The organism is Pontibacter indicus, assembly GCF_900156345.1.
Classification (GTDB): Bacteria; Bacteroidota; Bacteroidia; order Cytophagales; family Hymenobacteraceae; genus Pontibacter; species Pontibacter indicus.
Genome location: NZ_FTPP01000003.1, coordinates 314953 through 328547 on the forward strand (window position 1 = coordinate 314953; position 13595 = coordinate 328547).

The 13595-nt window shown below is 45.0% G+C and carries 11 protein-coding genes; 1 reads left to right on the forward strand and 10 read right to left on the reverse strand.

Features of this window, described 5'->3' with window-relative positions:
* Nucleotides 1-13: 13 nt before the first annotated feature.
* The 9 genes from rfbA to B0B12_RS16135 form a co-directional block, all read right to left on the reverse strand.
* Nucleotides 14-880, reverse strand: a complete 867-nt coding sequence (rfbA, locus tag B0B12_RS16095; RefSeq protein ID WP_076670960.1) for a glucose-1-phosphate thymidylyltransferase RfbA — start codon at nucleotides 878-880, stop codon at nucleotides 14-16.
* Nucleotides 881-1001: 121 nt separating this feature from the next.
* On the reverse strand, nucleotides 1002-1556 hold the full coding sequence (rfbC, locus tag B0B12_RS16100; protein WP_076670962.1) for a dTDP-4-dehydrorhamnose 3,5-epimerase: 555 nt from the start codon (nucleotides 1554-1556) through the stop codon (nucleotides 1002-1004).
* 18 nt (nucleotides 1557-1574) lie between these two features.
* On the reverse strand, nucleotides 1575-2624 hold the full coding sequence (gene rfbB / locus B0B12_RS16105; RefSeq protein WP_076670964.1) for a dTDP-glucose 4,6-dehydratase: 1050 nt from the start codon (nucleotides 2622-2624) through the stop codon (nucleotides 1575-1577).
* A 66-nt stretch (nucleotides 2625-2690) separates the two neighbouring features.
* Nucleotides 2691-3686 carry an SDR family oxidoreductase gene (locus B0B12_RS16110; protein WP_076670966.1) on the reverse strand — a complete coding sequence of 332 codons (996 nt, stop codon included), beginning with the start codon at nucleotides 3684-3686 and terminating at the stop codon, nucleotides 2691-2693.
* Nucleotides 3687-3770: 84 nt separating this feature from the next.
* The gene (locus B0B12_RS16115; protein ID WP_076671334.1) at nucleotides 3771-5081 is read right to left on the reverse strand and encodes a nucleotide sugar dehydrogenase; all 1311 of its coding nucleotides are present in this window, start codon (nucleotides 5079-5081) and stop codon (nucleotides 3771-3773) included.
* Between the two features lie 89 nt (nucleotides 5082-5170).
* Nucleotides 5171-7528, reverse strand: coding sequence for a GumC family protein (locus B0B12_RS16120; protein ID WP_076670968.1), 2358 nt, complete (start codon nucleotides 7526-7528; stop codon nucleotides 5171-5173).
* A 21-nt stretch (nucleotides 7529-7549) separates the two neighbouring features.
* Complete coding sequence (locus B0B12_RS16125) at nucleotides 7550-8341, reverse strand: polysaccharide biosynthesis/export family protein (RefSeq protein WP_076670970.1); 792 nt, start codon at nucleotides 8339-8341, stop codon at nucleotides 7550-7552.
* A 732-nt stretch (nucleotides 8342-9073) separates the two neighbouring features.
* On the reverse strand, nucleotides 9074-9946 hold the full coding sequence (locus B0B12_RS16130) for a hypothetical protein (protein ID WP_139337824.1): 873 nt from the start codon (nucleotides 9944-9946) through the stop codon (nucleotides 9074-9076).
* 67 nt (nucleotides 9947-10013) lie between these two features.
* Nucleotides 10014-11456, reverse strand: coding sequence for an MBOAT family O-acyltransferase (locus tag B0B12_RS16135; RefSeq protein WP_342039373.1), 1443 nt, complete (start codon nucleotides 11454-11456; stop codon nucleotides 10014-10016).
* 213 nt (nucleotides 11457-11669) lie between these two features.
* On the opposite strand from B0B12_RS16135, the gene B0B12_RS16140 reads away from it, so the two are divergent.
* On the forward strand, nucleotides 11670-12563 hold the full coding sequence (locus B0B12_RS16140; protein WP_076670976.1) for a flavin reductase family protein: 894 nt from the start codon (nucleotides 11670-11672) through the stop codon (nucleotides 12561-12563).
* Nucleotides 12564-12668: 105 nt separating this feature from the next.
* Here the strand turns inward: B0B12_RS16140 and B0B12_RS16145 are convergent, their stop codons facing one another.
* A complete protein-coding gene (locus B0B12_RS16145; protein WP_076670978.1) occupies nucleotides 12669-13427 on the reverse strand; it encodes a DUF6503 family protein in 759 nt (252 codons plus the stop codon).
* Between the last annotated feature and the right edge of the window lie 168 nt (nucleotides 13428-13595).

The window sequence follows — 13595 nt, forward strand, 5'->3', positions numbered from 1 at the left end:
TATTAATAATATTCTACTGTTCCTTTAGTAATCTTAGCAGATACTCACCATAACCACTCTTGCGCAGAGGCCCAGCAACTGCCCTGAGTTGCTCGTTATTGATGTAGCCCATGCGCCACGCTACTTCCTCGATGCAGCCGATCTTAAGGCCCTGCCGCTCCTCTATCACCTGCACAAAGGTGGCCGCCTGCATTAGTGATTGGATAGTACCAGTATCAAGCCAAGCCGTACCCCTATTAAGGATACCCACCTTAAGCTTTCCTCTTTTTAGATACTCTTTATTTACATCAGTGATCTCATATTCTCCTCTGACGCTCGGTTCTAGATTTTTAGCAATTTCTACTACTTCATTGTCATAAAAGTAAAGACCCGGCACTGCATAGCTGGATTTTGGTTGTGCAGGTTTCTCTTCAATAGAGACAGCATTATTATTACTATCGAACTCTACTACACCATAACGTTCAGGATCATTCACATGATAAGCGTAAATTACTCCGCCATCAGGGTTACTGTTAACCTGCAAAAGTTTACTCATGCCAGCCCCGTAGAAAATATTGTCTCCCAGCACCAGAGCCACCTTATCTGAGCCGATAAACTTCTCGCCGATCACGAAGGCTTGAGCCAGCCCGTTAGGTACCTCCTGCACAGCATAACTGAATTGACAACCAATCTGTGAGCCGTCGCCCAGTAATCGCTCAAACATTGGCAAATCGTGTGGCGTTGAAATGACCAGTACTTCCCTTATCCCCGCCAGCATCAGCGTGGAGAGCGGATAGTAAATCATGGGCTTGTCATAGACAGGCATTAGTTGTTTGCTAACGGCAAGTGTCAGCGGATGCAGGCGAGTGCCGGAGCCTCCGGCCAGGATAATTCCTTTCATTTGTTTTCGGGTGTAACTAAAAGTATGTCTTTTGGCACAGCCAATAAGGCAAAGGTAACTAATCTTTTAATGTTACTAATATTATATAATCTGGTGAGTAGAAGCGTCCTCTCTGATTCACTTAAGCAAACGACCGCTTGAATTCAGCAAAAGAACCACTTTCTTTGTCTTTCTCTGAGACGATTATTTCTGATGGACTAATCCGCCAGTCGATGCCTAGGTCTGGGTCGCTGTAGAGGAGGCTGCCCTCGCTCTCTTTATTGTAGTAGTTGTCGCACTTGTAGAAGAACTCAGCTTCCTCGCTCAGCACCAAAAAGCCGTGGGCAAAGCCGCGCGGGATGAAAAGCTGCAGCCTGTTTGCAGCGCTGAGTACCACTGAGAAGTGCTCACCGAAGGTCTTTGACCTCGGCCTCAGGTCAACGGCCACGTCGAGCACCTCCCCCTTCAGCACCCGCACCAGCTTGGCCTGGGCGTGCTCACCGCGCTGGAAATGGAGCCCCCGAAGCACGCCGCGGGTGGAGTATGACTGGTTGTCCTGCACAAAGTGCGTCTCCTGGCCCGTCAGGGTGTTGAACCGGTCCTCGTTGAAGCTCTCGTAAAAGTAGCCTCGCTCATCCCCGAAGACCATCGGCTCCAACAGCAGGCAGTCCCCTAAGTATGTCTCTTTTACTTTCATCTGTCTTTTTTTGCTTCCCTATCTTGCTCCGTACTGCTGTGCGTAGTACCGCTGGTAGTGGCCGCTTGTCACCTCCTCCAGCCAGGCACCGTTTTCCAGGTACCAGTCAACGGTCTTGCGTAGCCCCTCCTCAAATGTAACCGAGGGTTCCCAACTCAACTCCTCCATCAGCTTGCTCGAGTCGATGGCGTAGCGGGCGTCGTGGCCGGCGCGGTCCTTGACAAAGGTGATCAGCTTCCTGGATTCGCCTTTTCCACGTCCCAACTTCTCGTCCATCACGTCACAGAGTAGCTCGATCAAATCGATGTTGCGCCACTCATTTACCCCACCCACGTTATAGGTCTCTCCCACTTTTCCCTTATGGAAAATGGCATCAATGGCCCGGGCGTGGTCCTTTACAAAGAGCCAGTCCCTAACGTTCTCGCCCTTCCCGTACACGGGCACGGGCTTTGAGTTCTTGATGTTATGAATTGCGAGCGGGATCAATTTCTCAGGGAAGTGGTTAGGCCCGTAGTTGTTGGAGCAGTTCGAGAGTTTGACAGGTATACCGTATGTGTGGTGCCAGGCCCGGACAAAGTGGTCCGAAGCAGCCTTAGAGGCAGAATAAGGCGAGCGCGGGTCATACGGTGTCTCTTCTGTGAAGAGCCCCTCTGCGCCCAGCGAACCATACACCTCGTCGGTAGAGACGTGGTAGAAGAGCTTTCCCTCATAATCACCGTCCCAGGCGCGGCGGCATGCCTCTAGCAAGTTCACCGTGCCCATCACGTTTGTCTCAACGAAGGCCATAGGCCCTGCGATGGAGCGGTCCACATGCGATTCCGCCGCCAAGTGCACCACCGCGTCAAATCTGTGTTCCCGGAAGATCTGCTCCAGAAAGGCCGCATCTGTGATGTCACCCTTCAAAAAAATGTAGTTGGGCTTGCCCTCAATATCTGCCAAGTTCTGCAGGTTGCCTGCGTATGTAAGGGCGTCGAGGTTGAAAATGTTGTAGTGCGGGTAGGACTCCACAAAAAGTCGCACTACATGCGAGCCGATGAAGCCGGCACCACCGGTGATTAGTAGGTTCATATTGTTAAATTTGTCTCTTGGTAGTTATCCTACCACCCCTAGACCATTATTGTCTAAGTCGGGGAATTATTGTACTACAATGCTGTTTTGCCTATACCAGTTGAAAGCTATGTCTAATCCTTCCACAACAGAGAATATAGGATTGTAACCTATTAGTTGGCTTGCCTTGCTGATGTCTGCCAAACTGTGACGCACATCGCCTTTTCGTTCTTCCCGATATTCTGGGGCTAATTCTATACCTGCAGTTTCGGTTATGCTTTGCCATAACTGGTTCAAGGTGGTTCGCTCACCATATGCAATATTTACCACCTCATGTTTGCCTATAGCTTCAGTTAGCAAGGCTTTGATGTTTGCTTGTACCGCATTTTCAACAAAAGTAAAGTCTCGACTCGTCTCTCCGTCCCCATTAATATAAGGCTGTTTGTTTTCAATCGCTGCCTCGATGAAGAGTGGAATCACTGCTGCATATGGTCCTTTCGGATTCTGCTTCGGTCCAAACACATTGAAGTAGCGCAAGCCTATGGTATGGAAATTGTAGGTTCTGGAGAAGACACTGGCGTACAGCTCATTTACAAACTTAGTCACAGCATAAGGAGAAAGTGGATTTCCAATCTTGTCCTCTATCTTTGGTAGATCTGGATGATCGCCGTATGTACTGGAGCTCGCCGCATAGATAAAGTTCTTTACTCGTGCATCTCTTGCCGCTACCAGCATGTTCAGAAAACCGCTTACATTTACTTCATTACTCGTAATAGGATCATTGATAGAGCGGGGCACTGAGCCTAGTGCAGCTTGATGCGTTACATAATCTATACCTTCCAGCGCTCTCTTGCAGGTTACAAGGTCTCGGATATCGCCTTCTATTAGTTCAAAGGCCGGATTGCTATTGAACTCTTTAATATTTGCTTTGGAACCGGTAGAGAAATTGTCAAGTACACGAACCTTCCCTGCACCGTATTTGAGCAAGTATTCGGCGATATTAGAACCGATGAAGCCAGCTCCACCTGTAATGAGGAAGCTATTTTGGCTTAGGTCTGTCGTGTGGTAGGGAGTGTTGTACATATATTTACTATCTAAATGGTTTAATTTAACTGGGTCAAACCACCCCTGCCCCTCCTTGTCTAAGGAGAGGGTTTGTTTATTATTTTAGAGACGTGCGTCGGAAAGCTCTTTTGGGAGTACACCTTTCACGTCGTAAATAATGGCTTTCTCTTTGCAAAGATTATTCAGGTCGAGCAGTTTAAATTCATTGTGGGAAACTGCCAAGATAATGGCATCACAATCAGTTATACCATTCAATTCTTTAACAGAATCCCAACCATACTCATGCTTCACTTCCGCTGGCTCAGCCCAAGGGTCGTAAATTGTGATATTGGTATCGTAATCTTTGAGAGTGCGCAGGATGTCTACTACTTTAGTATTACGCACATCCGGGCAGTTCTCTTTAAAGGTAATGCCGAGTACCAGTATTTTAGCTCCTTTTACAGGAATGTCCTTTTTAACCATTAGCTTTATCACTTCATGGGCCACATACTCGCCCATGCCGTCATTCAGACGGCGACCCGCTAGGATAATCTCCGGATGGTAACCAGCTTCCTGAGCTTTTTGTGCCAGGTAATAAGGGTCAACCCCAATACAGTGACCACCTACCAAACCGGGCTTGAATTTTAGGAAATTCCATTTCGTACCGGCTGCTTCCAATACCTCGTCCGTATCAATCCCTAAGCGGTTGAATATTTTGGCAAGTTCGTTCACGAAGGCAATATTGATATCACGCTGTGCATTTTCAATCACTTTTGCTGCTTCCGCTACTTTGATGGAAGCTGCCTTGTGCGTTCCGGCTGTGATCACTGTTCTATACAGTTGGTCCACTTTCTCTGCAGCTTCAGGAGTAGAACCAGAAGTGATCTTTAGTATTTTAGCAACAGTATGTTCTTTATCTCCTGGGTTAATGCGCTCAGGAGAGTAGCCTGCAAAGAAGTCTTCGTTGAATTTCAGCCCCGACATACGCTCCAGCACCGGCACGCATTCTTCCTCTGTTACACCAGGATACACGGTAGATTCGTATATCACGATGTCACTTTGCTTCAGTACTTTGCCCACAGTCTCGCTTGCTTTGTAGAGCGGTGTAAGATCGGGACGGTTGTTTTTATCCACCGGGGTAGGCACAGTCACGATGTAATAATTACAGGATTCAATGTCTTGCAGCTTACTGGAACAGTAGAGACCAGCCTGCCCGTTAGAGCTTGAAGTTAAAACCGATTTTAAATAATCATTTTCAATCTCTAATGTGCGATCATACCCATCATTCAGCTCTTGCACCCGACCCTCGTTTATATCGAATCCGACAGTAGAGAATTTTTTTGCGAACTCAACGGCTAGTGGTAGACCTACATAACCTAAGCCGATTACGGCAATCTTGGCATTTTCTATAGCTGTCATCTCTGTACTTGACATTTCTTTATATTCGTTTTTCTTTATGCGCTTTAATTTATTGCGGTTCATTTAACACACCTCTATCATATTTTGAGGGGAGGGGTGGGATGTTATCCCTTCACCAACTTCCTCAACTTACTTCCCAAGCCCTTAGACTCTTCTTCATAATAGTTACCATACCCATAGCCGTAACCATAGGAATAACCATAGCTATTACTCTTTTTAGCATCATTCAGCACGATCATTGGATGTTTTAACTTACGTGACTTATACAGGTCATCTATGATTTGCAGCTGTTTTTTATGCGTGTAATTATACCGAACAATATATAAGCTAGAGTCAATGTAGGGGGCTAATGCCAAGGTATCTGCAACTTGCCCAACGGGTGAAGAATCGAGAATGATATAGTCAAAGCTTGCTTTTAGCTCATCTAGTAGCGTCCCTATCTTCGGAAGCATCATTAGTTCTGCTGGGTTCGGGGGTATTGGGCCGGATCCAATGATTGCTAATTCTGGCATTTCAGGCGCGAACTGAATCAGGTCTTCGATCTGAACTGTATCAGAGATCAGATAATTCGTGATGCCAATATTATTTGGCAAATTCACACCTTGCGTCAACTTTGGCTTACGAAGATCGAAACCCAGTACTATAACGCGCTTTCCTGTCATGACCAAACTGGCAGCAAGATTGAGGCTAAAGAAAGTTTTTCCTTCACCGCTCATACTGGATGTCACCAAAATAACTTTGTTTTCCTTTCCTCCTGCTGCAAATTGTAGGTTAGCTCGTAGCAATCTGAAAAGTTCGGCACTGGAACTACGGCTTTCCTGCGTAATAACAAGCATCTTACCAGACTCATTATGCCCAATTTCACCTAAAATAGGGGTAGAAGTACCTTTCTCGACATTCCGCAGTTCCTGCACGGTATCATTAAGCATATCTCGCAAGAAGATTCCGGCAAAAGGTATGGCCAAACCTGCCAACAGTGCCATCAAATAAATATTTGTGGCTTGGGGCTCGATAGGGCTACCACTAGATGCGGCCGGATCAAGAACACGAGAATTTGAAGGAGTTATAGCTTGTGAGAGCGCTGCTTCTTCGCGTTTTTGTAGAAGGTAAAGGTATAACCCCTCTTTAATACCTTGCTGCCGACTGATATCAGTCAGTTCACGCTTCATAGAGGGTACCTGCCGCACCTGAGACTCAAATTGTCGGGCGATGGCTTGTAAACCCCTCCGTTTTACTAATAATCCCTCCCTTATATTTCGAATATTTTCGAGAATATTCAGGCGAAGTATTTCAAGTTGCTCGTTTACATTATGAAGCACAGGATTGCTTTCAGTAACAGATCTACCCAGGCGCCGACGCTGGTTTTGCAAGTCATTGAAGTTTGCGATCAGTCCGCCTAAGGTCGGATCTGCAATATCAAGACTGGTCGGCACCAGTTCATACTTATTCTCCTCCTTTTGCAGGTAAGATTCAACTGATTTTAAGATTTCGAGCTTTATTTCATTCTCTGTGATCTGCTGGTTGTATTCATGAGCAGTACTTTGATACATCCCACCACTGGCTGCGGGGTCTATCAATCTGTTATCCTGCATGTAACGCTCAACATCCTTCTCAACATCTGTCAACTCCCGAGTGAGATATACCAGACGGTCATCAATAAACTGTATGGTCTTCGTAACAGCTAAGTTCTTTTCGTGGATCGTTTCGCGGTTGTATACTTCAATCAGCTTATTCAAAATATCTTTGCCTTTGGCAGGTACAGGGTCCGTCAGACTCAACTCCATCACCGTGGCATACTCGTTCACGCTTTTTACTGCCAATTGCCTACTGTAGCTATTCGCCATTTTGCCGAGGTTATTGAAGCGTACTAGTATTCGACGACCTCTATCGTTGGTGATGTCCGAATCTGCCACAATAGTAAAAATCCCGTAATCTTTCTTAATCTGCTCACCAAACTTGTGGGTAGATACTTTATTCTCCCCTTCGTAAATACTGAAAGAATTATTGTCTTCTACTTCTACAACGAAGCTTTTGCCTAGTCCAGCCGAGTCAAGCTGTGCGATAACCGCCTTAATAGGGCTTCGACCCCCGTAAAGCTCAGGTGACTTAATTCTTCCTTCACCAAAATAAGACACTTCCATACCCAATTCGGTCAGCACACGCTCCATCAAGCCTTTCGATTTGATGACCAATACCTCATTTGAAAAGGATTTATTTGCCTTAATCAAAGCCATGTCGCCAAATAATCCGCTATTTGCCAGATCGGCGCCACTTTCATCTTTTATGAGAATAGTAGCCTTTACACTATAAACTGGGGTGGAATAACGCAAGTAAAGGTGTGCCGCCGTAAGGGCGAAGGCTGCACCGATCACAAACAGGTACCAGTAGCGCAGGTACCGCATGAGCAGGCCTTTTATATCTAAAGACTCAGAATTATCTTCCTGAAAATCGAGTTCGGACATTATATAGAAGGAAGTGTTATATTATTTTAACAATTGGTAAAGCACCCAGGCAGAAGACACAATGCCTGCAGCGAAGCCCCAGTTACGCCGGATAAAGCTGGTACCTGTCACCTTGGCCTTATCTGGCTCTACATACACAATGTCATTCTGTTGCAAATAAAAGTAAGGCGAGTTAAGTGTTTCCTTGCTATTGAGGTTTAAGCGAGCCATGGTACGCTCACCATTTTGCTCTCTGATCACCAGCACATTTTCCATCTTCCCGTAAATTGAAATGCCGCCTGCCATCGCAAGACCTTCCAGCAAGTTAACCTCTTCATTATCTGAAGGCACTTGTATTACAGAAGGTCCTGTTTCACCCATCATGGTAAACCTGAAATTTTGCAATCTCACTTTAACGATAGGCTCCTGCACATATTCTTTTACCCGCAACACGATTGAGTCCCGAACTTGTTCAGTTGTCAGCCCATTCACCTGCATATTTCCTATTACAGGAAAATCAATCGAGCCACGAGTATCTACTAGATAACCTTGGTTTTCATTTCCTATCTGACGCATTATGCCGCCGCCACCTCCACCAGTACCTTCTTCCATGATTATACCACGGCTAAACAGCATATTGGTTTCCATATTAGGAGTTAGCACATCAATAGTAAGCAAATCACCCGGCTTGATGGTCAGACGCTTTATTTCTATCGACTCTGTAAGGAGGGGCTTTTGCTCCAGGTCACTAAAATAGACGATGTTACGGGTACGCAGTGAACTGCAGGAGGCTAAGAAGAGAAGACTCAGGAAGAGTACTAGTTTAATTTTCATATAGTGTAAAATAGCATTTGCTAATGCAACAAGCTAAAGGGCACAACTAAGTCTCAGCAACACAAACACATTGTCGCTAGAAAGCAAAATTACGTAAAATGTTTTTGAAAACATTTATTATATGTGGATAATTATACCCCTCCCAACTTAAGGTATTTAGGTCCTATACAAAAATATCTCTTTGAGGACAAGTAGGGTCGGAAAGTCCAGATTTGTGAACAAATGTTAAGGGGGGGCAGTATTTGTCTTAGTGCGTTCATAGCTGGACTTACACTCCTGTGATCCCCTCATGGGTACAATTTCGCGTGAACTTAACGCCTTTTCCTTTTTCGTAACTTGCTTCCCAGTTTTTACTTCTTAAACGGACGAACCACGAGAACTATCTATCCGAAAGAAACTAAAACGACCGAAATGGATGCTTTATTGCTAGGTGCTGTTGCCCCGTGGCCAATTGCCTTTGCCTGTACGGTGGGTGAGAAGGGGAGTTTGAACTTGAGCCTATTCAGTTTCTTAAATGCGTTTAGCGTTAAATTACCTCTTATGCTCATAGAAGTTTAAGAAAAGAAGATCAACTTAGTAATGTAATGAACAGTAATAAAGATAGGGGAAATTGATTAGCTACTTTAGCTTGAAATGCTAATTGAAAGTATGTGTTTTAAAGTACAAGCCTCTTCTATTAATTATTTTCAATAAATGTTTAGTAAGTGATAAAGTATCCAATAACTTATTAGGTTACTGTTTTAATATAATGGATAATTTGTTGGAAAAATCTTCAGAGAAAATATCCGCACCGGTACTATTAAGATGTGTATTATTATAAAAGAGGCTTTTATCTAAGCAGATTTCATTACTAGTATAGTCTAAAAAGTAGTTGTCTGTTCCTGCAATACTTTGGAATACTTCTTTGATCTCCTGTAAGTTTTCTATTTTCATAACCCCCTCATAATATATAGGAGGAAGAACAAGAACCACCTTCTTATTTCTTGCATTTGCTAAACTTACTAATGCCTTGTACTGCTGCACCACTTTATTACTAATAGTCGCTTTTAATGATGTTTCTCTCGGGCTGTCCCTCCAAATTTTGTGCTGTGGGACAAAGCCATTGACTTCAGTTTCGTCATCGTGATGAATTCTACCCAAATACCCATATACAGCATACTGAAAAAAATTATAGTCTAATGTTGTTAAAGGGTAAAATGGAACATATTTCATTTTCCAAAGTAAATTAGGGTCAATCTGTTCAAGTCCTTCGTATAGATAATAATTGTCGAGATAAGGAGTAAACCTATAAATTTCAGCAACTGCCTCTCTGCCAGAGAATTCGCTAAATGTACCCGCAATAACTATTACTTCTGAATCTGAATATTCTATAAATTCCTTAAGTAGCCCTTGATACTGTGTCAGCGGCGTACCATTCAGTCCAAAATTATAGCTGCTTCTACCTGTGATATTAGATATTATTTCAGGATTAAAATGTACCCATGCAACAGATGACCCAAAAATTGCCACATCTGGATTTTGCTGATGGCTAATAATTTTTCCTACAGTTGCAACTTGTCCTTTTCTAACTTTGGTGACCCCTGCGTATAATGAAGTCTTAATCATCCAAAGTATAAGGAAAAGAATAAGTAAGAACACCAGTAATTTAAACAGTACAGGGAGCCGGAGCCTATTAAAACTGGAAGTATATAAATTCATTGCTCTTAAATACACCAAGTGTGATAATTGTAATCAACAAAAAATAGTAAAAGCCCCATCGGGCAATAGTAGGTAGAGAATTGACTCCAGAGTTTAATAAATCTTTTCTGTGAAAATATTCTATCACCAACAGTATGATGATAAAGAATAGTGATAAAGCAATGGTGTTTGGTGGTTGATTAAATAATAAATACTTGATCCAAGCTCCATTAACATTAAACATTATCTCCCTTGCCGATTCTCCAAACCCCGAAAACATATGCGTGGTGATGTACCAAGCGTCAGAAATATTATTTGCCCTGAAGAATACCCACGCCAAGCAGACTAGGGAAAAAGTTGTTCCTACCTGGATGAACTTATAGAAAATCCTGTTTCTGCCGAGCCCCAGAAGCTCTACAGCTGTGTCACGCTGCTTAGCTGTAAGGAACCCGAATATCTGGTAGAAGCCATGAAGTGCTCCCCATACTATAAATGTCCAGTTGGCCCCATGCCAGAACCCGCTCACCAGGAATACAATAAAGATGTTGTAATACCAGCGCCATTTCACCACGCGGTTGCCACCCAGCGGAATGTAGAGGTAATCCCTGAACCAGGTAGATAGGGAGATATGCCATCGGCTCCAGAACTCCCGGATGGACTTAGAGAAATAGGGCCTTCTGAAGTTCTCCATCAGCCTAAATCCCATTACCTGAGCCGAGCCAATAGCAATATCGGAATAGCCTGAGAAGTCACAGTAGATCTGAAAGGCAAAGAACACCGTGGCGATTATAAGGGGAATACCCTCATAGTCTGTGGGGTTGTTGTAGACTTGGTTGACCATCACAGCCAAGCGGTCAGCAATTACTACTTTCTTGAACAGGCCCCAAGCCATCAGCTTGAGGCCGCTTGTCACTCTTTCATAGTTAAACTCGTGCTTTTCTTTTAGTTGGTCTATCAGATTACCCGCCCGCTCAATAGGGCCTGCTACAAGTTGAGGGAAGAAGGTGACAAAAAGGGCAAAAATACCAAAGTGCTTTTCTGCCTTCTGCCTGCCATAGTACACGTCGATTGTGTAGCTCATAGTCTGGAAGGTGTAGAAGGAGATGCCCATGGGCAGGAGCAGTTCAAAGGCAGGTGCCGCATAGCTCACCCCCAGCACATCGGCCAAGTCCTTTGCGGCGGTATTAAAGAAGTTGTAGTACTTGAAGGTGAACAGGGTGGCCAGGTTGGTGAAAAGGCTCACCCACAGCCAAGGCTTACGCTTGGATGTGGCCTCTACCGGGTGGCGGTCCATCATTAGGCTGCACAAATAGTCAATAAGCGTGGAGATGACCAGGATGATGGCATAATCCACCCGCCAGAACATGTAGAAGGTATAGCTGGCAACAAGCAGGAGCAGCCACCGGAAGCGGTGCGGTAAAAGGAAGAAGAGCGCCACCACCGTCGGAAAGAAGATGAGGAACTCAAACGAGTTGAAAAGCATAAATTTGTTGGATGACCTTTGTAATCAAGCAGCAAATTTGATGAATTCAAATAACATCCCGAAAAATAATTAAAGAGAATTTAGCTAAATAACAGAACAGGCATCTTATAATAGAATTTTTATCTTTTCGTAAATTGCCCTGCAATTCAGATTCAACCTAAACACACCATGAAAACCATCAATCCAAAAGAAACTAAAACGGCGGAAGTGCATGCTTTATTGTTAGGAGCTATTGCGCCGCGGCCAATTGCCTTTGCCAGTACGGTGGATGAGGAGGGGAATGTGAACCTGAGCCCTTTCAGCTTTTTTAATGTTTTCAGCGCCAAGCCACCGATCGTGGTTTTCTCCCCTGCCCGACGTGTGCGTGACAACACCAGCAAGCATACGCTCGAAAATGTAATGACAACCAAAGAGGTGGTGATCAACATCGGCAACTATGACATTGTGGAGCAAATGTCGCTGGCAAGCACAGAGTATGATAAAGGGGTTAATGAATTCATCAAATCAGGGTTAACGTCGGAACCGTCTGTGATGGTGCGTGCCCCACGGGTAAAGGAAGCGCCTGTGGCCCTAGAGTGCAGGGTGAACGAAGTGATCAGCCTTGGACCCGAAGGCGGCGCGGGCAACCTGGTGATCTGTGAAGTGCTCCTGATCCATGTAAGCGAAAACATTCTGGACGAGGAAGGTAAGATCGACCCTTACAAATTAGATGCCGTTGCTCGTATGGGCGGCGACTATTACCTGCGGGCAAACGGCGATTGTATTTTTGAGCTGCCCAAACCGGTGCGTAACAAGGGGGTGGGCGTAGACCAGCTGCCAGAACACATCCGCAACAGCAGTATCCTGTCCGGCAATCATTTGGCTCGCTTGGGCAATACGGAAGTTATCCCTACGACTGAGGAAGTAGAGGCTTTTAAAGCAGATCCACTGGTGAGCTATACCTTCAACAAGTACGGCCACGACAAAACGTTGCTGCGCGAAGAGTTCGAGAGGTTAGCAAAACAGCTACTGGATGACCACCAGGTGTTGGAGGCGTGGAAGATTTTGTTGATGTGTGAATGAGTGAGTTAGTGAATGAGTGATTATTTTTTTTGAACGATCAACCCACCCCTACCCCTCCGAGGAGGGGAATTCTTATGCACGATTCGGACAGGTCGTGACCTGTCCCTACAAGCCTTCTATTTCATTTACTTCAATCTCTTCCAGCACAACTTCTGATACCTTCTCCATTTTGCCAGCTTCGAAGGCTTGGTCGTAGTTTTCGAGTAGGATGTCTTCTTTTAAAGTGTAGTTGATGTAATCCTGAAACAGGATGCCGCCGATGGTGCGGGGGTTGGTGGATTCGCGGAAACGGGTTCCACCGTCGTTTTCCTGGAAAGAGTAGGCCAGGTAATCCATGGTGTGACGCTGCTGGTGGAACCAATAGACGTAGACATCCTGATAGCCTTCCCCACCACCTTCCTGCGCAAAGGTTACCCGCACTTTGTGGTAGGACTCTCCTTTAATAGTAGCCTTCCCCAGATATTCTTTGCGAACTGCCTCGTCGTTAAGCGCATAAGGCAGGAGCGCAAAATAGATAACAGAGTTAACGGAAGCGGTATAAGCCTTTTGTTTTTCTTCAGGCAAATCCACCTCCACGTCGTTGACGGTGCGGGTAAAGCCACTGTTCCGCCACACGTCGCGCACCTGTTGCCCAGTAGAGTCGGTAAAGGTGCGGCTATACACAAACACCCCACCGTCACGCAAAGCGCGGTACTGCCTGTCTCTAAACTTAAAGCTGATCGCACTTTTCAGAAAACGATCTCCACCGTGCGCTTCAATGGCTTGATCCACGATCTGCTGGGCATCCGGTTTGTTTTCTGTCTGACAGGAAGTGATGGCGATCAGTAAGGTAAATAGTAAGGTATAGAGTGCTCTGTGCATCATGGTTTATCGGATTTTAGATGCAGACAAGTTAATCATTTTTCAAGTTTATCTGTAGGGACAGGTCACGACCTGTCCGAATTGTACATGGGTCATTTGCCTGAATCCCAACACCGGTAGAAAGTACTTTTTTGTCATTTCGTAGCTAGTGAGATACCTGAAACATAGTAA

Coding starts and splice junctions, on each gene's coding strand:
- rfbB (WP_076670964.1), bottom strand. CDS start 2,624: ATGAACCTACTAATCACCGGTGGTGCCGGCTTCATCGGCTCGCATGTA.
- B0B12_RS16120 (WP_076670968.1), bottom strand. CDS start 7,528: ATGTCCGAACTCGATTTTCAGGAAGATAATTCTGAGTCTTTAGATATA.
- rfbA (WP_076670960.1), bottom strand. CDS start 880: ATGAAAGGAATTATCCTGGCCGGAGGCTCCGGCACTCGCCTGCATCCG.
- B0B12_RS16145 (WP_076670978.1), bottom strand. CDS start 13,427: ATGATGCACAGAGCACTCTATACCTTACTATTTACCTTACTGATCGCC.
- B0B12_RS16110 (WP_076670966.1), bottom strand. CDS start 3,686: ATGTACAACACTCCCTACCACACGACAGACCTAAGCCAAAATAGCTTC.
- B0B12_RS16115 (WP_076671334.1), bottom strand. CDS start 5,081: ATGTCAAGTACAGAGATGACAGCTATAGAAAATGCCAAGATTGCCGTA.
- B0B12_RS16125 (WP_076670970.1), bottom strand. CDS start 8,341: ATGAAAATTAAACTAGTACTCTTCCTGAGTCTTCTCTTCTTAGCCTCC.
- B0B12_RS16140 (WP_076670976.1), top strand. CDS start 11,670: ATGAAAACCATCAATCCAAAAGAAACTAAAACGGCGGAAGTGCATGCT.
- rfbC (WP_076670962.1), bottom strand. CDS start 1,556: ATGAAAGTAAAAGAGACATACTTAGGGGACTGCCTGCTGTTGGAGCCG.
- B0B12_RS16130 (WP_139337824.1), bottom strand. CDS start 9,946: ATGATTAAGACTTCATTATACGCAGGGGTCACCAAAGTTAGAAAAGGA.